Source organism: Plantactinospora soyae, assembly GCF_014874095.1.
GTDB classification, from domain to species: domain Bacteria; phylum Actinomycetota; class Actinomycetes; order Mycobacteriales; family Micromonosporaceae; genus Plantactinospora; species Plantactinospora soyae.
Genome location: NZ_JADBEB010000001.1, coordinates 2,485,884 through 2,507,835 on the forward strand (window position 1 = coordinate 2,485,884; position 21,952 = coordinate 2,507,835).

The 21,952-nt window shown below is 70.9% G+C and carries 18 protein-coding genes; 13 read left to right on the top strand and 5 right to left on the bottom strand.

What is annotated here, in order from left to right; translation table 11 throughout:
* Positions 1-69 precede the first annotated feature (69 nt).
* The 8 genes from H4W31_RS11100 to H4W31_RS11135 all read left to right on the top strand — a co-directional run bounded on the left by H4W31_RS11100 (position 70) and on the right by H4W31_RS11135 (position 9,552).
* A complete protein-coding gene (locus H4W31_RS11100) occupies positions 70-1,431 on the top strand; it encodes an erythromycin esterase family protein (protein ID WP_192766583.1) in 1,362 nt (453 codons plus the stop codon).
* Between the two features lie 101 nt (positions 1,432-1,532).
* On the top strand, positions 1,533-2,129 hold the full coding sequence (locus H4W31_RS11105; protein WP_192766584.1) for a GNAT family N-acetyltransferase: 597 nt from the start codon (positions 1,533-1,535) through the stop codon (positions 2,127-2,129).
* 194 nt (positions 2,130-2,323) lie between these two features.
* Positions 2,324-5,215 (top strand): Hsp70 family protein, encoded by a 2,892-nt coding sequence (locus H4W31_RS11110; protein ID WP_192766585.1) that lies wholly within the window; start codon positions 2,324-2,326, stop codon positions 5,213-5,215.
* A 202-nt stretch (positions 5,216-5,417) separates the two neighbouring features.
* Positions 5,418-6,836, top strand: a complete 1,419-nt coding sequence (locus tag H4W31_RS11115) for an ATP-binding protein (RefSeq protein WP_192766586.1) — start codon at positions 5,418-5,420, stop codon at positions 6,834-6,836.
* Between the two features lie 27 nt (positions 6,837-6,863).
* A complete protein-coding gene (locus tag H4W31_RS11120) occupies positions 6,864-7,268 on the top strand; it encodes a roadblock/LC7 domain-containing protein (RefSeq protein WP_225945476.1) in 405 nt (134 codons plus the stop codon).
* Between the two features lie 22 nt (positions 7,269-7,290).
* Entirely contained in the window at positions 7,291-7,662 is a 372-nt protein-coding gene (locus H4W31_RS11125; protein WP_192766587.1) for a DUF742 domain-containing protein, read from the top strand.
* Positions 7,643-8,281, top strand: coding sequence for a GTP-binding protein (locus tag H4W31_RS11130; RefSeq protein ID WP_192766588.1), 639 nt, complete (start codon positions 7,643-7,645; stop codon positions 8,279-8,281). The genes H4W31_RS11125 and H4W31_RS11130 overlap by 20 nt, the downstream gene beginning before the upstream one ends.
* Positions 8,278-9,552: a cytochrome P450 gene (locus H4W31_RS11135; RefSeq protein ID WP_225945477.1), complete on the top strand. Its 1,275-nt coding sequence runs from the start codon at positions 8,278-8,280 to the stop codon at positions 9,550-9,552. The genes H4W31_RS11130 and H4W31_RS11135 overlap by 4 nt, the downstream gene beginning before the upstream one ends.
* Before the next feature lie 79 nt (positions 9,553-9,631).
* On the opposite strand, the gene H4W31_RS11140 is transcribed toward H4W31_RS11135, so the two are convergent.
* From H4W31_RS11140 to H4W31_RS11160, 5 genes are read right to left on the bottom strand one after another with little or no spacing between them, the layout of a single operon-like run.
* Complete coding sequence (locus H4W31_RS11140; protein ID WP_192766589.1) at positions 9,632-10,276, bottom strand: hypothetical protein; 645 nt, start codon at positions 10,274-10,276, stop codon at positions 9,632-9,634.
* A complete protein-coding gene (locus H4W31_RS11145; RefSeq protein WP_192766590.1) occupies positions 10,273-11,166 on the bottom strand; it encodes a carbohydrate ABC transporter permease in 894 nt (297 codons plus the stop codon). The genes H4W31_RS11140 and H4W31_RS11145 overlap by 4 nt, the downstream gene beginning before the upstream one ends.
* Positions 11,166-12,149, bottom strand: coding sequence for a carbohydrate ABC transporter permease (locus tag H4W31_RS11150; protein WP_192766591.1), 984 nt, complete (start codon positions 12,147-12,149; stop codon positions 11,166-11,168). Before H4W31_RS11150 ends, H4W31_RS11145 begins: the two co-directional genes overlap by 1 nt.
* A 36-nt stretch (positions 12,150-12,185) precedes the next feature.
* Positions 12,186-13,532 carry an ABC transporter substrate-binding protein gene (locus H4W31_RS11155; RefSeq protein ID WP_192766592.1) on the bottom strand — a complete coding sequence of 449 codons (1,347 nt, stop codon included), beginning with the start codon at positions 13,530-13,532 and terminating at the stop codon, positions 12,186-12,188.
* A gap of 18 nt (positions 13,533-13,550) precedes the next feature.
* Positions 13,551-14,714: a LacI family DNA-binding transcriptional regulator gene (locus H4W31_RS11160; protein WP_192766593.1), complete on the bottom strand. Its 1,164-nt coding sequence runs from the start codon at positions 14,712-14,714 to the stop codon at positions 13,551-13,553.
* Positions 14,715-14,957: 243 nt separating this feature from the next.
* On the opposite strand from H4W31_RS11160, the gene H4W31_RS11165 reads away from it, so the two are divergent.
* From H4W31_RS11165 to H4W31_RS11185, 5 genes are all read left to right on the top strand, one after another.
* A complete protein-coding gene (locus tag H4W31_RS11165; protein ID WP_192766594.1) occupies positions 14,958-16,283 on the top strand; it encodes a Gfo/Idh/MocA family protein in 1,326 nt (441 codons plus the stop codon).
* Between the two features lie 86 nt (positions 16,284-16,369).
* Complete coding sequence (gene uxaC, locus H4W31_RS11170; protein WP_192766595.1) at positions 16,370-17,806, top strand: glucuronate isomerase; 1,437 nt, start codon at positions 16,370-16,372, stop codon at positions 17,804-17,806.
* Positions 17,803-19,113 (top strand): enolase C-terminal domain-like protein, encoded by a 1,311-nt coding sequence (locus H4W31_RS11175; RefSeq protein WP_192766596.1) that lies wholly within the window; start codon positions 17,803-17,805, stop codon positions 19,111-19,113. Before uxaC ends, H4W31_RS11175 begins: the two co-directional genes overlap by 4 nt.
* Positions 19,104-20,600 carry a mannitol dehydrogenase family protein gene (locus H4W31_RS11180; RefSeq protein WP_192766597.1) on the top strand — a complete coding sequence of 499 codons (1,497 nt, stop codon included), beginning with the start codon at positions 19,104-19,106 and terminating at the stop codon, positions 20,598-20,600. Before H4W31_RS11175 ends, H4W31_RS11180 begins: the two co-directional genes overlap by 10 nt.
* The gene (locus H4W31_RS11185) at positions 20,597-21,862 is read left to right on the top strand and encodes a Gfo/Idh/MocA family protein (protein WP_192766598.1); all 1,266 of its coding nucleotides are present in this window, start codon (positions 20,597-20,599) and stop codon (positions 21,860-21,862) included. The genes H4W31_RS11180 and H4W31_RS11185 overlap by 4 nt, the downstream gene beginning before the upstream one ends.
* Positions 21,863-21,952: the final 90 nt, after the last annotated feature.

Below are 21,952 nucleotides of genomic sequence, written 5' to 3' on the forward strand. Positions count from 1 at the left end.
ACGTCCGTCGCGAACGGACGGGCGACGCCGGGCTCACCGACGTGTCGCCCGTCGGTGAGGAGACACATCATGGTCACCCGACGCAGCATTCTGACCGGTCTGGGCGGGGTCGCGGCCTCGGTCGGCGCGGCGACACTCGTACCGGGCCGGCAGCCGGCGTACGCCCGAGCCGTCGTACCGGCTGGCGGGGTGCGATCGGCCGGCGGGGCCGTACCGTCCTGGATCGACCGGTACGCCGTCCCGTTGTCGAGCATCGAACCCGGCGCCCCGCTCGACGACCTGGCGCCGCTGGGCCGGACGGTCGGCGACGCACTGGTCGTCGGGCTCGGCGAGTCGGTACACGGTTCACACGACCAGTTCACCCTCAAGCACCGGGTGCTGCGGTACCTCGTCGAGCGGCGGGGCTTCCGCACCCTCGCCCTGGAGGAGGACTTCGCCTCCGGGGTGGCCCTCGACCGGTACGTGGTCTCCGGTGCGGGCGACCCGGCGGCACTGGTCGGGGTGACGTCGCACATCTGGCGTACCGAGGAGATGCTGACGCTGGTGCGCTGGATGCGGGCGTACAACTTGAGGCACCGGGAGAAGCTGCGGTTCCTCGGCACCGACATCACCCAGTTGCGCGCCCTCAGCTTCGACGAGGTGACCGGTTTCGTCCGGCGGGTCGCGCCGGACCGGCTCGCCGAACTGGAGCAACATCTCGGGCCGATCCGGCCGCAGGGCGATCCGTGGGAGCACATGGCCTGGTACTTCCAGCAGCCGGACCGGCAGCCGTACGTCGACAGTGCCCGCCGGGCCGAGGAACTGGTGGCGGGGCTGCGGGGAGGATCCCGGCTCGACCGGGCGTACGCCCAGCGGCACGCGGCGGCGGTGCACGGCTGGTACACCTTCTACGCCGACGGCCAGGTCCGGCACCGGGACCTGTTCATGGCCGACACGATCGGCTGGTGGCACCGGCTCGGCGGAGGAAAGGCCGTCTACTGGGCGGCGAACGCACACACCGCCGCCACCCCGACCGTGACGTTCACCCTGCCGCCGGTCACCAGGACCGAGGTGATGGCCGGATCCCTGCTGCGCCAGCGGTACGGCCGGTGCTACGTCTCGATCGGTACGGTCTTCCACCAGGGCGAGATCTTCACGGGGTGGACGGCGCCGAGCGGTCCGTCGCCGCACCGGGTGGGTCGACCCGCCCCGGGAACCGTCGACGAGATCCTGGGCGGCGCGCGGCTCGCCGACTACCTGCTCGACCTGCGTTCCCCGGCGTCCGGGCCGGTCGACGCCTGGCTGCGGGCACCGGGCACGATCCGGCTGATCGGCCACGAGTACGACGCGGCGAACGATCCGGCGCACAACATGGTGGTCGACCCGCTCGCCGGTGCCTTCGACGCGATCCTGCACCTGGGGACGACCACGCCGACCCGGCCGTTGCGGTAGCCCCCCCGAGCACGGCCGCCCCGATCGCCGTAGGCCCGCTGTCCGGTGCCGCTGTGGTCAAATGAGCCGTGACCAGCCAACCCCCTCCGGCAAGCAGCGAGATGACCGTCGTCCTGCGAGCCGAGGCGACCCCGTCCGCGCCGGCCCTGCTGCTGCGCCCCTGGCAGGACGAGGACGTCGTACCGTTGATCGAGGTGTATCGCGACCCGGCGTTGCGGCGCTGGACGAGGGTTCCGGTGGAGAGCGTCGACGACGCGTACCGGTGGCTGGCGCTTCAGCGGGTCGGCTGGGAGAGCCGGAAGCGGATCAGCTTCGCCGTCCTGGCCGACGATTCGGAAGGCGGTCCGGACGACGGTCCCGGCGGCGGTCCGGGCGGCGATCGGAGGCGCCTGCTCGGCAACGTGGTGCTGAAGTCGGTCAACCCGGCCGTCGGGTCCGCCGAGGTCGGCTACTGGACGGCGGCGTACGCCCGGGGTCAGGGGGTGGCTCCGCGCGCACTCGAAGCGCTCACCGGCTGGGCCTTCGACACCTTCGGCCCGGAGGGACTGGACCGGCTCGCGCTGCTGCACCAGGTGGACAACCCCGCGTCGTGCCGGGTGGCGGAGAAGACCGGCTACCGGTTCGACCGGCTCATGCCGGCCCGGCCGCCCTTCCCCCGGGACGGCCACCTCCACGTCCGGTCGATCCGGCCGGTCTGACGGCGGCAGGTCCAACGCGCCGTACGTCCGGCCCGCGCACCGGTTCGGCGGTGAGGCGATCGGGACTCTCCGTGACCGGGTACGGGGTGCTGCCGCGCGGGCTGGCGAAGGGGCACCGGCGTCCCGGCCGGTGCTGGGCACTGCCCCGTAACATGCAGGGCCGGGCAACCCCTCGCCTGCGGAGGAGTCGGTACATGGCAGGGCAGGACGCAGGCTTCGGGCTCGGCGTCGATCTCGGAACCTCACACACCGTGGCGGTGCTGCGCTGGCCGGACGGGCGTACCAGGCCACTGCTCTTCGACGGGCAGCCGATCCTGCCGTCCGGCGTGTTCCTCGACTCCGCCGGGCGGGCGCACGTCGGGCGGGACGCCCAGCGGCTGGCCCAGGCCGATCCGGCCCGGTACGAGCCGAATCCCAAGCGACGGATCGACGAGTCGGCCGTACTTCTCGGCGACCGCGAGTTTCCGACCGTCGACCTGCTCGCCAGTGTGCTGGGCGCGGTGGCGAACGCGGCGGTCGAGGCCGTCGGCTTCCTGCCACCGGCCGTGCTCAGCTACCCGGCCACCTGGGGCGCCCGTCGGCGCGAGGCGCTGGCCGCCGCCGTCGGCCGGGCCGGCTGGCCGCCGGTGACCGGTACCGACGCGTCGTCCCGGCCCTCCGACAGCGACCCGTCGTTCCGGTCCACCAACGGAACCCTGCTGGTGCCGGAGCCGGTCGCCGCCGCCCGCTACTTCGCCGACGTGCTGCGCCGACCGGTGCCGGTCGGTTCGGCCCTCGCGGTCTTCGACTTCGGCGGCGGCACACTGGACATCGCGGTGGTCCGCAACGAGGGCATCGACGAGACGGGCCGCGCCCGGTTCGTGGTGATCGGCTCGGGCGGGGTCGCCGACCTCGGCGGGCTCGATCTCGACGCGGCACTGGTCCAGCACCTCGGTGGGGTGATCGGCACCGCACACGGACCCGTCTGGCAGCAGCTCAGCCAACCGGTGACGGCCAGTCAGTGGCGCAGCCGCCGGCAGTTCTGGGACGACGTACGCGGGGCCAAGGAGATGTTGTCCCGGGCCACCACCGCCCCGGTCCCGGTACCCGGTGTCGAGCAGGCGTTGCACCTGACCCGGGACGAGCTGGAGAGCGTGGTCACCCCGCTGCTGCGCCGGGGCGTCTACGAGGCCGCCTCGGTGCTCGCGAACTGCCGGTTGAGCGTCGACCAGCTCGCCGGGCTGTTCCTGGTCGGCGGATCGTCCCGGGTACCGCTGGTGGCCCGGCTGCTGCACGCCGACCTCGGGATCGCGCCGACCGTACTCGAACAGCCGGAACTGCCGGTCGCCGAGGGCGCGCTCGCCGAGCTGTCCGGTACGGCGCTCGCGACCGTCGCGGCGCCGACGGTCCGGGATGCGGCCGGGGTGCCGACCAGCCCGGCCGCGCTCGGTACGGCGGCCCTGTCGGGGCAGGCCGGGCCCTACCAGGGCGGCCCGGTCGCGACCGTCTCCGCCCCACCGTCACAGAGCCCCGGTCCGCACCAGCAGGGCACCGGTCCGCACCAGCAGGGCGCCGGTCCGCACCAGCAGGGCACCGGTCCACACCAGCAGAGTCCTGGGCCGTACCCGGCGGGAGTGCCGGCCGGCCATTCGGGACGGCCGGACGGCTCGCCGCCGTACGGGGCCGGCTCGGCGCCCTCGTCCCCGAGCGGGCTGGCCGGGCTGGTCAAGCGCCCGCCACCCCGGGCGATCTGGATCGGCGCGGCTGCCCTGGTCGCGCTCCTCGCAGTGGTCGGCGCGGCGGCGTTGTACCTGACCCGCGACCGTCACCCCGCCATCGACTTCGCGCCGTTCGCGGAGATCTCCCGGGTAGCCGCCCGCGTCGAGAACCCGACGTCACCGTTCACCGCGATGGCCGGCGACCGCGCGTACGTCGCCTATCAGCGGGAGGACCAGCAGCTGGACATCGCGGTGGCGCAGGTACAGGCGGATACGGCGGAGGTGTCGCGCTGGTTCACGACGGGCGCCCGTGCGGAGCGCTGGGACGGGATCAAGGCGCTGCCGGACGTACTGCTGGTCCGGGCGGACGCGGCCAGTACCAGCGCCCTCCGGGACCTGATCGCGTTCGACCCGGACAACGGCAAGCAACTGTGGAGCCGGCAGGTCCGCGGGGACGACCCCGTCTACTACTTCGACCAGTACGTCGTACTGCTCGACAGGACCGCCGCGACGGTGGTCGGGATCAACGCCCGTACCGGGAAGGAATGGAGCCAGCCGAGCCCCCAGGGCCAGTACGACAACGCCTCGGAGATCTATGCGATGAACACCGCCGAAGAGGTCGGCGGGGCGGCATTGAACCCCAACGGTGATCCGGCGTTGCCCAACCGGGGCGACGACCCACGGCTGGTCCAGATCGGCGCGGACGGCTCGATCCGGGTGCTCGACGTGACGAACGGCCGGGTGCTCAAGACCCGTGCCAACGCGGCCGACACCGACGACTTCGTGCTGGCGTACGACGGTCAGCTCTTCGTGGCCTCGCCGACCGACGGCTACGGACTCGCCCGGTACGACCTGGCAACCCTCGGATCGCCGACGAACGTCTACACCGCACCGGACAAGAGCCGTCGGCCCCGGGCATTGGAGCCGTGCGGCGAGGAGCAGGTCTGCCTGCTGGAGGGGACCGGTTCGGACGACGAGTCCACCGAACTGGTGGCGGTCCGGACCGACGACCGGGCGGACAGCCAGGAGCCGGCCTGGCGGAAGAAGGTGCCGCAGGCGCAGGGCCTCGTGCCGGTCGGCGAGAACATCCTGGTCCGGATCGGCTCGTCGGACCGGTCGTCGAGGCTCTTCACCCCGGACGGCGAGAACACGCTGACCCGGGACGGCGTGGCCGTACGCGTCGACGGTGGCAACGTGCTGGCGTTCGACGCGGAACTCACGACGTACGCCGACGACGCCAGCGTCGCCGGGGTGAACGTCGGCTCCGCCAAGACGACCGAGCTGGGCCAGCTCAAGAAGATCATCCCGGCTTCCTGCTCGTGGAACAGTTCGGTCATCGTCTGTCCTACCGGGTCCGAGTTCGTCTTCGCCCGGTTCACCGGTGGCTAGACGACTCCCGCCGGCTTGCCGTCGACGCTTCGCCCAGCGATATCTGTCCAGTTAGGGGCCGGCGGTCCAGGCGTAATCGGGTACGATCCTGATCCACCACGTGCCTGAAGTGCGGTTCGTCGCTCCGTCCCGCCTGGATCTTCGCTCGAAGGTGAAAATGACCCCTCTTCTCTCGTCCGGCCGCCCTTCGCCGGAGGGTCGCTTGCTGTGGTCGGCCACCTTCGCGGTCACGGCCCTCGCCGCAGCGGCGGGGGTGGCCGGCGTGGTGCTCAGCACCAGTCCGCGCGGGATGTCGGTCAGCGTGCTGGCGGCGGCGGTCGCGCTGCTGCTGTTGACGCTGCTGGGGATGCTGCGTCGCCGACAGGGGGCCGCCCGGGCCGCGTTCGCGCAGCACCAGCGGGAGACCGAGCGGCTGGTCCTGCGGCACCAGCAGCAGTTGGTGGAGCGCGAGGCCCAGTGGGCCGAGCGTGCCGAGGCGCGATCCGAAGCGGTGAACAAGGCCCTGGAACACCTCCTCCGGGTACGGCTCTCGGCAGCGTTGGCCGGTTCACCGGTGCCACCCGCCTACGACGACTCCGCGCTGGACGAGGTCGCGGCCAGCCTCGTCGACGGGGTGCTCGCCGAAGCGGCGAGTGCCCTGAAGCGGGCGGACGAGCGGGAAGAGTCGTTGCGGCTCGCGGTGGTGGCACTGTCCCGGCGGGTGCAGACGGCGGCACACTCCATCCAGGAGTCGGTGTCGCTGATGGCCGATCGGCATCAGCACGACCCGGACGTGGTGGAGTCGAGCATGCGGGTCGACCATGCCGCCGCCCAGCAGGCACGGCACGCCCAGAGTCTGGCGGTGCTGTGCGGGGAGTGGCCGGGACAGCAGTGGCAGGAGCCACTGGCGATGGTGGACGTCGTCCGGGCCGCCTCGGCGCGGATCCTGGCGTACCAGCGGATCGAGGTCTCCGGCGACCAGGACGTGGCGGTGGCCGCCGAGGTGGTCGAACCGGTGATCCACCTGGTGGCGGAGCTGCTGGCCAACGCCACCCAGTCGTCGCCGCCCGCGACGAGCGTGCCGGTGACCGTGCGGAGGGTGCAACGCGGCGCCGTGATCGAGATCGACGACGGCGGTGTGGGGATGGACGCGCACCGGCTGGAGCAGGCTCGGGAAACGGTCTCCGGGCGCCGTCGGGCCGGGCTGAGCGACCTGGGCGAGATTCCGCAGACCGGCCTCGCCGTCGTCGGGCACTACGTCCGCCGGCACGGGTTCCGCGCGGATCTGAGCGAGTCTCCGTACGGTGGGCTGCGGGCAGTGGTCCTGATTCCGGCGAAGGCCGTGGAAACCGTGGAACCTCCGGAGGCGGTCGCCACCCGTCGGCCCGACAGCCCGCCGGCCGGCCCGGTACGGCAGTCGGAGCCGGCGACGGCAGCCGAACCCGAAACCGCCGGTACACCGGCATCCGGCGCGACGCTTCCGCAGCGGCGCTCACGCAGGGGGCAGGCGGTTGCCGCCGTCCCGGACGAGCCGGCATCGACATCCGCCGCCCCGACACCGGAGCAGGCGGGCTCCTGGATGGGCGCTTTCATCGAAGGCGGCCGGACCGGCGAGGAACCGGGCCTGGCGGGTACCACCTGACCGCCGACAACCGAAGGATGACGAACGATGACGACGAAACAAGACCAGAACTGGATGCTGGCCGAGGTTGTGTCGGTGCCGTACGTCCGGCACGCCGTGGTGCTCTCCGCCGACGGCCTGGCGATGGTCCGCTCGGAGCACACCGATCCGGATGTCGCCGATCGGCTCGCGGCGGCCTGCTCCGGACTTCAGTCCCTCGGCCGGAGCGTGGGCCGGGAGTTCGGGTCGGGCGGGCGCTCGCTTCGTCATCTGATGGTCGAGTTCGATGGCGGGTACCTGTTCGTCCGGCGGGCCGGGGACGGCTCACACCTGGCGGTGGTGACCGAGCCGACCGTCGACCCGGCGCTGATCGCCCACCAGATGCAGACCCAGGTGAACAGGATCGGTGAGCGAAACCTCGCCACGACGGCACGCCACGGTTCCGGGGCATGACCGGACGGCGCGAGGGGCGGCGATGACCTCTCCCGACCCCCGGGGCGGTGCCTACCGTGACTCGGCGCTGCGGCCGTACGTGCTGACGAAGGGCCGGGGTCGCCCGTCGCGCAACACGATCGGCATGGACACGCTGGTGATCGCGACGGATCCGGCACCGTCGCTACCACTCTCGGCCGGCCGTCAGGAGCGTGCCCTGCTGGCCATGTGCCGAGGGCTGCTCTCCCTCGTCGAGGTCGCCGCCCGGCTGGAGTTGCCGGTGAGCGTCGTACGCGTGCTGGCGAGCGACCTGGTCGACTCCGGTCACCTGACCGCGCGGGCCGGTAGCCCGGGTGCCGCCCAACCATCCCGGGAACTACTCCAAGAGGTGCTGAATGGACTCCGTGCCCTCTGACGGGTACCTGCCCGGCAGTGTGACCAAGTCGGTGAAGATTCTCGTGGTCGGCAGTTTCGGAGTCGGCAAGACGACCCTGATCGGCGCGATCAGCGAGATCACCCCGCTCCGGACCGAGGAGATCCTGACCCAGGTCAGCGAGGGCGTGGACGATCTCACCGGCGTGGCCGGCAAGCGCACCACCACGGTGGCGATGGACTTCGGCCGGATCACGCTCAACGAGAGTCTGGCCCTGTACCTGTTCGGTACGCCCGGACAGCGGCGGTTCTGGGACCTGTGGGAGGGGCTGGCCTCCGGCGCCGCCGGCGTGCTGGTGCTGGTCGACACCCGACCGGGTCGGTTGGAGGCCAGTTTCGAGGTGTTCGACCAGTTGGAGCTCGGCACCCAGATGCCGTTCGTGGTGGCGGTCAACCACTTTCCGGACACGGTCCGGCACAGCGTCGACGAACTGCGTACCGCGTTGGATCTGCTGCCGGAGACGCCGATCCTGGACTGCGACGCCCGCGACCGGGCCTCGGTGCTGCACGCGTTGACCACTCTCGTCGAGTACGCCGTCGAGTCTGCCGGCGGCTCGGCTCCGGCCCAGAATGTTCCGGCCCCTCAGGAGGTGGTCTCGTGACAGCCGCGACCTTTCGCCGGGAGCCGGGTGCTCCCACGTCTCTCGACGACATGACCGGACTGACGCCGCTGGTGTCGACGACGATGTGTCCGGAGCCGCAGCATGTCTTCACGAAGCTGCGGGAGGAGTACGGGCCGGTGGCGCCGGTCGAACTCGAACCGGGAATCAACGGCTGGCTCGTCCTGGGTTACCAGGAGGTCCTGACGGTTGCCCGGCAGGAACAGGCGTTCGCCGCCGACCCGGTCAACTGGTCGGTAAACCGGGACGACAGGCTCGCGCCGGACTCGCGGATCCGCGCGATGATGACGCCGTACGACAACGCCTTCTTCACCGACGGCGAGCGGCACCGGCGGCTGCGTGCCCCGATCGATGCCGGGCTCGGCCGGATCGACCAGCGGCAGTTGCGGCGCGCCGTGGCGGCCCTGTGCACCGACGTGATCGCCGACTTCGTGGGTCGGGGCGAGGCCGACCTGGTCGCCGACTACGCCGCGATCATCCCGGTGCTCTCGATGGCGGACGTGTTCGGCCTGGACGCCGCCCAGGGGCGTGCCCTCTACAAGGGCCTGCTGGAGCTGTACTCCTGGGAGGGCGACGCCGCAGCCGCCTACGGACGGGTCGTGGGGCTCATCGCCGAGGCGGTGGCGGCACGCCGGACGGCACCGACGCAGGACCTGACCAGTTTCCTCACCGAGCATCCGGACCTGCACAGCGACGCCGAGATCTACGACACCATGCTGTTGCTGATCGTGGGGGCGAACGAGAACGCCATCAACTGGATAAGCCAGACGCTGCGGCTGATGCTCACCGACGCGCGGTTCGGTGGGCGCCTGCGGGGCGGCCGGCTCGGGGTGGACGACGCGCTGGACGAGGTGCTGTGGCGGGACCCGCCCTTCACCAACGTGGCGGCCCGGTACGCGCTGAAGGACATGGAGCTGGGTGGGCAGTCGATCCGGCGTGGTGACGCGCTGATCCTCGGGCTGGCCGCCGCCAACGCCGATCCTCGGATCCATACCGGAGGTGGGACCTCCGCCGAGGTCGGCAACCGGGCGCACGTTTCCTGGAGCGCCGGTCCGCACTCCTGTCCGGCTCGGCTCCCGGCCCGGCTGATCGTCCGTACCGCCGTCGAGACCGCCCTGCATCGGCTGCCGGGAGTCCGGCTGGCGATTCCGGCCGAGGAGGTGGCGCCGGTCGACTCGGCGTGGACCCGTGGCCCGGCGGCGCTACCGGTGCGCTTCACGCCCGTCCAGCAGTTCGGCTCCGACCAGCCCTGACCACTCGTTCCGGCTCGCGGGCGCCGGCACTTGACGGTACGTCGCCCGGGGCGAGCGTCGGCACCGGCCGGCGTACGGGTCAACCGGAGGCAGGCTCCCGGGTGAGTCGGCGGGTGGTGGCGTGCAGCCCGAAGAGGGTGTAGCCGACCAGGATCGGGGTCAGCAGGGGCAGGATGAGTGCGCAGAGTACGGCCGCCAGTGCGACCGTACCGGCGGTGCCGATCAGCGTGGCCGGCCGGGCCAGCACGATCCGGCCGGCTGCCCGGGCGGCGACGCGCCAGCCCTGTCCCGCCTGCCGGCCGAGTTGCACCACGGTCAGCCCGGCGAAGCCGCCGGCCGCCGCGGTCAGGACGGCGGTGACCGCGACCAGCACCGTGCCGCCCGGTACGACGCCCCGACTGAGCGCCAGCAGGTTCACCGTGAGTACGGCGGCAGCGGCGACGCCGATCACGGTCGCCACGATCCCGGGCAGCAGCGCCCGGCGCAGGTCGTGCAGCACCGGTCGTACGCCGGGCCAGCTTCCGTTCTCGATCCAGTGGTGCAGCGCGGCACTGCCGGTGGCGACCGCGGCTCCCGCGGTGACCACCGGCAGCGCGGCGAGGGTGACGACGATGCCGAGCAGCGCCAGGTCGGTGGCGTTGCGCAGAGTGTCCCGCCAGTCGGGTCGGGTCGCGGCCGGGCCGGCCGGCTCCTCCGGCCAGTTCGGGGCGGGTTGTCCGGTCACCCCTTGAGCCCACTGGTGTTGATGCCCTCGACCAGCATCCGCTGGAAGGCGATGAAGAACAGGAACACCGGCAGCAGCGACAGCAGCGACATCGCGAACATCGGCCCGACCGCGCTCTGGCTGGTCGAGTCGATGAACAGGGTCAGCGCCACCGGCACCGTGTAGTCCTCCAGGTCGGAGAGGTAGACCAACTGTCGGAAGAAGTCGTTCCAGGTCCAGATGAACGAGAAGATAGCGGTCGTGACCAGCGCCGGTCGGCTCAGCGGCAGAATCACATGCCGGAAGATACCGTACGAGGTCGCGCCGTCGATCTTGGCTGCTTCGTCCAGTTCGCGAGGGATGCCCCGCATGAACTGCACCATCAGGAAGACGAAGAACGCCTCGGTGGCGAGGAACTGTGGCACCACCAGCGGCAGGTACGGCCAGGCCGCCCCGACCATCTGCGTCTTCTGGAACAGGATGTACTGCGGCACGATCAGTACGTGACCGGGCAGCAGCAGCGTACCGATCATGATGGCGAACCAGAACCCGCGCAGCCGGAACCGCAACCGGGCGAAGGCGTACGCGGCGAGCAGGCAGGAGACGGCGTTGCCGACCACGGTGAGCAGGCTCACCACCGCGCTGTTCAGGAAGAACCGGCCGAAGCTGACGTCGAAGTTGCCCCAACCGTTGCTGAAGTTGCCCGGGGTGAACTCCCGGGGCAGCAGCCCGATGTTGCTGACGATCTCTTCCTGCGACTTGAACGAGGTGCCGATCATCCAGAACAGCGGATAGAGGACCACCGCCAGGATCGCGATCAGGACGAGCAGCCGGCCGACCTGCCGGCCGGCGCCACGGCGACGGCCGGCGACCGTACCGCGCTGGGGAAGGGTCGGAGTCTGGGCGACCATCAGTTTCCGTCTCCGTCCGAGTAGTGCACCCAGAACCGGCCGGTGCTGAAGAAGAGCGCGGTGATCAGGGCGATGGCGAGCAGGAACACCCAGGCCATGGCGGAGGCGTAGCCCATCTCCAGCTCGGTGAAGCCGGTGATGTAGAGGTTGAGCGTGTACATCAGGGTCGCGTCCACCGGACCGCCGGTGCCGTTGCTGAGCACGAACGCGGCGGTGAAGCCCTGGAACCCGTTGATCGTCTCCAACACCAGGTTGAAGAAGATCACCGGGGAGAGCATCGGCAGGGTGACGCTGACGAACTGCCGGAACCGGCTGGCACCGTCGACCGAGGCGGCCTCGTACAGCTCGGTCGGGACCTGCTTGAGCCCGGCCAGGAAGATCACCATCGGTGCGCCGAACTGCCAGATGGCGAGCACCATCAGGGTCTCCAGCGCCCAGCCCGGGTCGTTCACCCAGGGCTTGCCCTCGACTCCGAACAGCGAGAGGAACGAGTTGAACGCCCCGTCCCGGTTGAACATGCTGACCCAGACGATGGCCAGCGCCACGCTGCCGCCGAGCAGCGACGGCAGGTAGAACAGGCCCCGGAACAGGCCGACGCCGCGCCAGGCACGGTTGAGCAGCAGCGCGACGCCGAGCGCGGCGGCGAGCTTGAGCGGTACGGCGATCAGCGCGAACGACAACGTCACCTGCACCGAGTGCCAGTACGACGGGTCGGCGGTGAACATCCGCTCGTAGTTCGCCAGTCCCACCCATTCGACGTCCGACAGGTCGGTCAGGATGTCGTAGTTGGTGAAGCTGAGGTAGAGCGACAACAGCATGGGGATCGCCGTGATGGCCATCAGGCCGATCAGCCACGGCGACAGGAAGACGTACCCGGCCAGACCCTCGCCGTGCCGCATCCGTCCGGACCCGCGCGCCTTGGCGGGGGTCCGGACGGATGACTTGGCCGGCGGAGTCGGGTTCGGCGCCGTGGTCAACGCCACGAGCCAACTCCTCTCCGAACGTGTGGGCCGGACCAGTCAGGCGATCGCGGACTTGCAGATCTCCAGGAAGGCGGCCGCGGCCTGCGCCGGGGTCTGCCGTCCGTACTGGACCTCCTCGGCGGCCTTGATCAGCTCGGCCCGGATCTTGCTGTGCCCCTTGAGCGGCACCTGCGGTGACGGGCCGAACTTGGCCCCGAGCTCGTTCTCGACCTGGATCGACAGCTTCATCGCCGGGTCGGTGACGGACTCGCTCACCGTCTTGCGGACGTCCATGTTGGACGGCAGGCCCCGGTCGGTACCGAGGATCTTGCCGGCCTCCGGGTCGTTGGCCAGGAAGTTGATGACGTCCACCGCGGCGTCGGCGTTCTTGGTCTTCTGGAACACCGAGAAGTACATCGAGGCCCGGGCCCACTGCGCGCTCGGGTCACCGGGGTACGCGACGACGCCCAGCTCGTCCTTGGTGTTCTTCTTCAGCTCCGGCAGCTGGTTGGCCCAGACGAAGGAGGTGCCCGCCTTGCCGGTGACCACGAGCTGCTTGGTGATGTCGGTGGCGTTGCCCTCGTGGATCACGTCCGGGGTCGGGGTGGCCCCCTGCGCCCGGGCGCCCTTCCACAGCTCGAACCACTTGGTCACGTCGTCGGCGGTGAAGCCGAGTTCCTTGTCCTTGTAGAGGTCCTTGCCCTGCTGGCGCAGCCAGACCCAGAATGCCTTGTAGTCCGCGCTCGGGTCCATGGTGCCGGGGACCTTGGCGGTCCTGCTGACGTTCGCGGCCCAGGCGATGAACGCCTCCCAGGTCATCCCCGTCGTCGGCTCCGGCAGGCTGTGCTTCTGCAGCAGCGACTTGTTGTAGACCAGGCCCTGGGTGTTCTCGCCGAACGCGACGCCGGAGAGCTTGCCGTCGACCACGCCGTACTGCCAGAGGCTCTCCGGGAACTTGGAGACGTCCAGCTTGCCGTCGTCCTTGTACTTGTTCAGGTCGAGCGTGGTCTTCCTGGACGCGTACTCGGTCAGGTAGTTGTCGTCGATCTGGAAGATGTCCGGCGCGTCACCGCCGGCGGTCAGCGTGGCGAGCTTGTCGAAGTAGCCCTGGTTGGCCTGCCAGGTCTTCTTGAAGGTCACGTTGGGGTGCTTGCTGGTGTAGAGGGCGAGGGCCTCCTCGGTGAGCTTGGCCCGCGCCTCACCGCCCCACCAGAAGATCGACAGTTCGACCTTGGCGTTGGGGTCGGCACTCTCCTCCTCGCCGCCGCCGCAGGCAGCGGCGCCGAGGAGCAGGGGGACAGCCACCGCTGCGGCGGTGAGACGGCGGAGCAGGCTGCGCCGCTGGAGAGTACGGTGGCCACGCGCGGCAGGCGCGTTTGCCGTCGGGGATGTGGCGGGGTGCATTGCGCTCACTCCTTGGCGTTAGGAGGCGACAACTTCGGGGGTGGCCGCGGTCGCGTCGCCCGGATCCGCATGGCCGTGCGAACCCGGGTCAGCGGAGGATGCCGCGCCCGGGCGGTCGGCTGGTGCCGCCGTTCCGGGCCGGTCGGCCGGGGCCGCCGGACCGACGCCCGTCGAGTCGCGGATGACCAATTCGGTCTGGAGCGTTACCTGTGCGGTGGTACGACGGTCGTCGGTTGTAGTGGTTCTTCCGCCGCCGCGCCCTGCGCGTGCGAAGAAGGAACCGTCGTGTTGCAGGAGCATGTCGACGGCCGTCCGGCCGGCGGCCGCGGTTGGCGTGGCCACCGTCGTCAATTTGGGTCGGGTGAGTCGGCTCAGCGCGATGTCGTCGATGCCGACGACACTGACGTCCTGGGGCACCCGTAGCCCGAGCGTGTCCAGCCCTTCGATCAGGCCGATCGCCATCAGGTCGTTGTAGGCGAGCACTGCGGTGGCGCCACTGCGGCGTACCTGTTCCGCCATGGCGATGCCGCCGCCCTCGGTGGGCGGGTTCGGGCCGAGCACGGTCAGGGCCGCGTCGGCGGTCCGGGCCGCGGCCGTCGCCGACCGGCGGATCTCGCGGTTGGTCCAGGAGCCGCGGGGCCCGCCCAGCAGGGCCAGCTCCCGGTGCCCGAGCCCGGTCAGGTGTTCGACCGCGAGCCGGGCACCCTGGCCGACGTCCATCACCACCGCCGGCAGGCCGGTGACCTGACGGTTGATCACCACCAGCGGCACCTCGCGGCTGAGCTGCTCGATCAGGCTGTTGCTCATTCGCGGGCTGCACAGCAGTACGCCGTCGACCTGCTTGGCCAGGGCGTGCACCAGGTCTTCCTCGGCCGCCGGGTCCTCGTTCGTGTCGGCGATGAAGATGTGGTAGTCCCGTTGCCGGGCCTGGCTCTCCGCCGCCTTGATCAGCGGCGGGAAGAACGGGTTGGCGATGTCGGCGATGATCAGGCCGATGTTGTGGGTGCGTCCGGTGATGAGTGCCCGGGCCGCCCGGTTGGGGCGGTAGCCGAGGTCCTCGGCGCAGGCCAGCACCCGGTTCCGGGTCTCCGGGTTCACCAGGTGTGGGGCCGAGAACGTGCGGGACACAGTGGAGATGTGCACACCGGAGGCTCGCGCGACGTCTCGAATTGTGGCTGGCACGCGAGTCCCTTCTGCGGTCGCCGGTGTGTGTCTGCCGTCACTTGGTTGGCCAATTAATGCAAACGGTTGCTCAGGTGTCAACGGGCCTCGGTTACGGGTTTGTTGCGGTGCGCAGCCATGGGAGCCCTTCCATAGTTGCAAATGCGGATAAAGTGCGCAGGATTGCTACAAGTCGTTGACGTCCGGCTGGCGCACATGGTTACTTCTCCTGCAAACCTTTGCAGCCAACGGAGGCGAGCTGGGATGTCGGGAACACCTGGAAGGCAACGCTTCGCTCTGGTCGGTACGGGCGCGCGGGCGGAGATGTTCGTCCGGGCGCTGGTCCTGGACCACCCGAACACCGCTGAACTCGTCGCCTTCGCCGACGTCAACCAGGCGCGGATGAACGCGCACAACGACTGGCTGGCCGAGCTGGGCTTCGATCCGGTGTCGACGTACCCGGCCACGGACTTCGGCGAGATGCTGGCCAAGGAGCGCGTCGACGTGGTCCTGGTGACCACCGTCGACCGGACCCACGACGAGTACATCGTCGCCGCGCTGCGGGCCGGCTGCGACGTGATCACCGAGAAGCCGATGACCATCGACGCGCCCCGGTGCGAGCGGATCCTGCGTGCCGTGGCCGAAACCGGCCGAAAAGTTTCAGTCGCTTTCAACTATCGCTACAACCCTTTGCATGAGAAGGTTCGCGAGGTCATCGCCGAGGGCACCATCGGCGAGATCGGCTCGGTCCACTTCGAATGGCTGCTCGACGTCCGGCACGGCGCCGACTATTTTCGGCGCTGGCACCGGGACAAGGCCAACTCCGGCGGACTGATGGTGCACAAGGCGAGTCACCACTTCGACCTGGTCAACTGGTGGCTGGACGCGACGCCGGTCGAGGTCTACGCCGCCGGCCAGCTCTTCTTCTACGGCGAGACCGGACGCCGGCACGGCTACGCCCGCCCGTACGAGCGGGCACACGGCGCGCCGGACGCCGCCGACGATCCGTTCGCGCTGCACCTGGCCGAGCATCCGCGACTGCGGGCGCTCTACCTCGATGCCGAGGCCGAGGACGGCTACCACCGCGACCAGAACGTCTTCGGGCCCGGGGTGAGCATCGAGGACGACATGGCGGTACTGGCCAAGTACTCCAGCGGCGCCAGCATGAGCTACCACCTCACCGCGTACGCCCCGTGGGAGGGCTACCGGGTGATGTTCAACGGCAGTCGGGGGCGGCTGGAGCTGGAGGTGGTGGAGAGCGACTTCGTCAGCCCTCAGGCCGCCGGCGAGCTGAAGGGCGCCGCGCTGCACGGCGTACAGGCCGCCGTCGAGGAGGGTTGGGCGAAGCTGACCGTACGGCCGTTCTGGGAGCCGCCCCGGGAGGTGCCGGTCTCCGGCTACACCCGCAGTGGTCACGGCGGCGCGGACGCCCGGATGACCGCAGTGCTGTTCGGCGGCCACACCGACCCGATGAACCGGGCCGCCACCGCCCGGGACGGCGCGCTCGCCCTGCTCACCGGCCTGGCCGCGAACCGTTCCTTCGAAACCGGACAGGCGGTCCGCGTCGCCGACCTGCTGACCATCCCCTGACCAAGTGTTAGGAAGGGCCCCCGCTACAACAGAAAACGATAGGAAGGGGCCCTTCCTTACATCTCTGACCAGCCTAGGAGCATCTGGTGTCTCCCCAGTCCGACCGGCCCGACCTGCTCTTTCCCTCGGAGCCCAGCCAACGGGCGATCGCCCGCGAGCTGTACGCCCTGGTTCGGGACCGGCCGCTGATCTCGCCGCACGGGCACGTCGACCCGGGCATGCTCGCCGACGACGTGGCTTTTCCGGATCCCGCGCGCCTGATCATCGTTCCGGACCACTACCTGACCCGGATGCTGCTCAGCCAGGGTGTGCCCCCGGCGGAACTGGGCGTGCCCTCGGTGGACGGCGAGCCGGTGGAGACCGACGGGCGGACCATCTGGCGGCGGTTCGCCGGGTACTGGCACCTGTACCGGGGCACCCCGTCCCGGCTCTGGCTGGAGGAGACCTTCGCGAACGTCTTCGGTGTGCGTACGGCGTTGTCGCCGGCCACCGCCGACGAGATCTACGACGCCATCGCGGCGCAGCTCGCCCAGCCCGAGTTCCGGCCCCGGGCGCTGTTCGAGCGGTTCAACATCGAGACGCTGGCCACCACCGAGTCGCCGCTGGACGACCTCGGCCGGCACGCCAAGCTGGCGGCCGACGGCTGGGGCGGGCCGGGCGGCCGGGTTCTCACCACGTTCCGGCCGGACAACGTGGTGGACATGGAGTTCGACGGCTGGGCCGGCAACGTCGAGCAGCTCGGCCAGATCACCGGCGAGGACACCGGGCGGTACGCCGGGTATCTCGCCGCGTTGCGTAAGCGGCGGGAGGCGTTCATCGCCGCCGGTGCCACCTCGACCGATCACGGGCATCCGACCGCGCTGACCCTCCGGCTCAGCGAGGCCGAGGCGGCGACCCTCTACGGCCGGGGCCTGCGCGGCGAGGCCACCCCGGAGGACGCCGAGGCGTTCCGGGCGCACATGCTGGTCGAGTTCGCCAAGATGTCCATCGAGGACGGACTGGTGATGCAGCTGCACCCCGGTGCGGTGCGTAACCACAACCGGTGGCTGTACGCCCGGCACGGCCGGGACGTCGGCGGCGACATCCCGCAGGCCACCGAGTACCTGCACGCGCTCACCCCGCTGCTGGACGCGTACGGCAACGACCCCCGGCTGCGGCTGGTCGTCTACACCCTGGACGAGTACACCTTCACCCGCGAGCTGGCCCCGCTGGCCGGCGGCTACGCCGCGCTCTACCTCGGTGCGCCGTGGTGGTTCCTGGACTCGCCGGAGGTGCTGCGCCGGTTCCGGGAGGCGGTGACCGAGACCGCCGGCTTCTACAACACCGCCGGGTTCGTCGACGACACCCGGGCGTTCTGCTCGATCCCGGTCCGGCATGACGTCTCCCGTCGGATCGACGCCGGCTTCCTGGCCCGGCTGGTCGCCGAGGACCGGCTGCCGCTGGACGAGGCCGCCGAGACGATCGTCGACCTCGCGTACCACCTGCCCAAGAAGGTCTTCAAGATCGGGAGCTCGATCAAGTGACGGTTACCATCACCGGCGTCGACGTACACGACGTGCGGTTTCCGACGGCCGCCGCCGGGGACGGCTCGGACGCGATCAACCGGGGCGACTACTCGGCGACCTACGTCGAGCTGCGTACGGATGCGCCGGGCGGGACCTTCGGGGCCGGCTTCACCTTCACCAACGGCCGGGGCAACGAGATCACCTGCGCGGCGGTACGTGCCCTGGCGCACCACGTCGTCGGCCGGACCGTCGAGGAGATCGTGGCACAGCCGGTGGCGTTCTGGCGGTCGTTGACGGCGGACGTGCAGCTGCGCTGGCTCGGGCCGGAGAAGGGCGTCATCCACATGGCGACCGGTGCGCTGGTCAACGCCGTCTGGGACCTGCGGGCCAAGCTGGCGGAGAAGCCGTTGTGGCGGCTGCTCGCCGAGATGCCGTCCGAGGAACTGGTCCGCAACATCGACTTCCACCACATCATCGACGCGCTCAACCCGGCCGAGGCCGCTGCCATCCTGGAGAAGGGGCAGATCGGCCTCTCCGACCGGTTGGCCGAGTTGGAGCGGGACGGGTTCCCGTCGTACACCACCTCGGTCGGCTGGCTCGGGTATCCGGACGACAAGGTCCGGGCGCTGACCCGCGAGGCGTACGGCCAGGGCTGGCGGGCGATGAAGATGAAGGTCGGCGGCCCGATCGAGGACGACGTACGCCGGGCGCGGATCATCCGGGAGGAGATCGGCCCGGACGCGTTGCTGATGATGGACGCCAACCAGGTCTGGGACGTCGACGAGGCGATCGAGAACATGTCCCGGCTGGTCGAGTTCGACCCGTACTGGATCGAGGAGCCGACGCACGCCGACGACGTACTCGGGCACGCCCGGATCGCCGAGGCGGTGACCGGGCTCTCCGGTGGACGCTGCCGGGTCGCCACCGGCGAGGTGGCGGCGAACCGCGTCATCTTCAAGCAACTCCTCCAGGCCGAGGCGATCGGCGTCTGCCAGATCGACGCCTGCCGGATCGGCGGGGTCAACGAGGTGCTGTCGGTGATCCTGATGGCGGCCAAGTTCGGGGTGCCGATCTGCCCGCACGCCGGTGGTGTCGGCCTCTGCGAGTACGTCCAGCACCTGGCGATCTTCGACTACCTGCGGGTCGGCGCCTCGCTCGACGGCCGGATGGTCGAGTACGTCGACCACCTGCACGAGCACTTCGTCGACCCGGTACGCACCCGTGGCGGCCGGTACCTGCTGCCCGACCAGCCCGGCTACAGCTCGACGATGAAGCGCGCCTCGATCGCCGAGTTCTCCTTCCCGGACGGCCCGGTATGGGCGTGACGATCGGCGCGTCCCGGCTGGGCCTCGGCGCGCTGCGCCGGCTGCCCGAACCGAGCCGTCCGCTGGTGCGGCCCGGCACGGTACCGGCCGGGATCGTGCACCTCGGGCTGGGCGCGTTCCACCGGGCCCACCAGGCGGTCTACACCGAGGCGGCGATCGCCGCGGCGGGTGGCGACTGGGGCATCGTGGGGGTGGCGCCGCGCAGCACCGACATGGTGACCAAGCTCGCCGCCCAGGACTGCCTGTTCAGCGTCACCAGCACCTCCGGCGACGGCAACCTGACCCGGGTGGTCGGGGCGCTCGGGCAGGTCCGGCACGCCGCCAGTGACCCGGCGGCGATCGTGGCGCTGCTCGCCGACCCGGCGATCCGGATGGTCACGCTGACGGTGACCGAGAAGGCGTACCAGATGGATCCGGCGACCGGTCGGCTCCGTCCGGACGAGGCGGTCGTGGCCGACCTCACCACCGACCGGCCGCCGCTGACCGTGCCCGGCCTGCTGGTCCAGGGGCTGCTGGCCCGCGTCGCCGCGGACGCCGGCCCGATCACGCTGCTGAGCTGCGACAACCTGCCGTCCAACGGCATCCGCCTGGCCGGCCTGGTCACCCAGTCCCTGGAGTACGCCGACGGCCGGGTGCCGACGGCCGCCGTCGACTGGGTACGCGACAACGTCAGCTTCCCCTGCTCGATGGTGGACCGGATCGTTCCGGCGAGTACGGAGCAGACCCTGGCGGACGCGCGGACGGCGCTCGGGGTGACCGACCTGGCGGCGGTGGCCGCCGAGCCGTACCGGCAGTGGGTGATCGAGGATCGGTTCCCCGGTGGGCGGCCGGCCTGGGAACGGGCCGGTGCGGTGCTCACCGACGACGCCGGCCCGTGGGAGCGGCTCAAGCTGCGGGCGCTGAACGGGGTGCACTCGGCCACCGCCTATCTGGGCGCGTTGGCCGGCCGGGAAACCATCGCCGAGGCGCTGGAGATCCCGCACCTGCGGGACGTGATGCGTCGGCTGATCGCCGAGGACGTGGCGGCCAGCTTCACCCCGCCGGACGGCGTCTCGGTGGTCGACTACGGCGAGGAGGTGCTGGAGCGGTTCGCCAATCCGGTGATCCGGCACCGCACCATCCAGATCGCCATGGACGGCTCGCAGAAGCTGCCGCAGCGGGTGCTGCACACCATCGAGGACGTGCGGGCGGCCGGTGGTCGGCCCCGCTGGGCGGCCCTGGTCGTCGCGGCCTGGATGCGCTTCACCCTGGGCCGGGCCGACGACGGTACGGCGCTGCCGCTGGACGACCCGCTGGCGACGCGGATCCGGGCGGCGCTTGCCGCCGGCAAGGACTCCCCGGCCGGGGTGGTGGACGCGCTGTTCGGGCTGACCGAGGTCTTCCCGGCGGAACTGGCCGCCGACGACGAGGTACGCGAACTCGTCGTCGAGTGGCTCACCGCACTGGACCGGCACGGCGTGGAGAAGACCCTGGCAGGTGTGGCATGACGGAACGGGACCGGAACGGGGCGCCGCCGAGGGTGGCGCTGATCGGCGCGAGCGGGCACGGGAACTGGCACCGCCGGACCATGGCGCCGCTGCACGACGCGGGCCGGCTGGAGCTGGTCGCCCTGGTCGACGTACGGCCGGTGGAGGCCGCACCGGACGCGCCGATCCCGCCCGGTACCCGGGTCTTCACCGACCATCGGGAGATGCTCGGGGCGGTACGCCCGGACGTGGTGGTGATCTGTACGCCGCCACACACGCACCTGCCGATCGCACTGGACGCGCTGGCGGCCGGGGCGGACCTGCTGCTGGAGAAGCCGCCGGTGCTGTCGCTGGCCGAGCACCGTACCCTGGCCGCCGCCCTGGCCCGGACCGGCCGGGTGGCCCAGATCGGCTTCCAGGCGCTCGGCTCGGCGGCGCTGCGCGAACTGACCTCGGCGGTCGCCGACGGCCGGCTCGGCCGGGTCACCGGGATCTCCACAGTGGCGTCCTGGCAACGCACCGACGGCTACTACGCCCGGTCGCCGTGGGCCGGCCGGCGCAGCCTGGACGGGCGTCCGGCGCTGGACGGCGTACTGGTCAATCCGCTGGCGCACGCGGTCATGCAGTGCCTCGCGGTGGCGCAGGCGGCGGTGGCCGCCGGAGTTGCCGCGCCGACGGTCGGCGCTGCCGGGCCGGTCGACGACGGGACCGACGGTGCCGCACCGGACTGGCCGGTCCAGGCCGAACTGGAGCGCTACCGGACCCGGCCCATCGAGGTGGACGACACCGCGTCGCTGCGGGTGACGCTCGGCTGCGGCCTGCCGGTGGTGGCCGCGGTGACGCTCGCCGGTGAGGACTTCATCGCGGGCGAGGTGATCGTGCACGGTACCGCCGGACGGGCGGTGCTGGAGTACCCGACGGACCGGTTGACCCTGCCGGGCGATCCGGGACCACGGGAGGTGTCCGGCCGGGCCGGACTGCTGGAGAACCTGCTGGACCATCGGGACGACCCGGCCGGCGTGCCGCTGATCGTGCCGCTGGCCCGTACCGCGGGCTTCACCGCCCTGGTCCAGGTGATCCAGGCCGCTCCCGAACCGGCGCTGGTCGCCGGGGAGCGGGTGGTGGCGAACGGGGAGCCGCCGGACCGGGTGCTCACCATCCGGGGGATCAACGCGGTGCTGCGGCGGGCGGCGGCCGAGGGCGCGCTGCTGTCGGAGCTGGGCGTGCCCTGGGCGGTGAAACCGCACCGGACGACGGTGGAGGGGGAGATCGGCGGTGAGTGACATGCGGGTTCGGTGCGCGACAACGGAGAACATGCTGCAAATCACGGGGACAACTGCCAGCTAGAAATCGGACCGAATACCCCTCTTCTC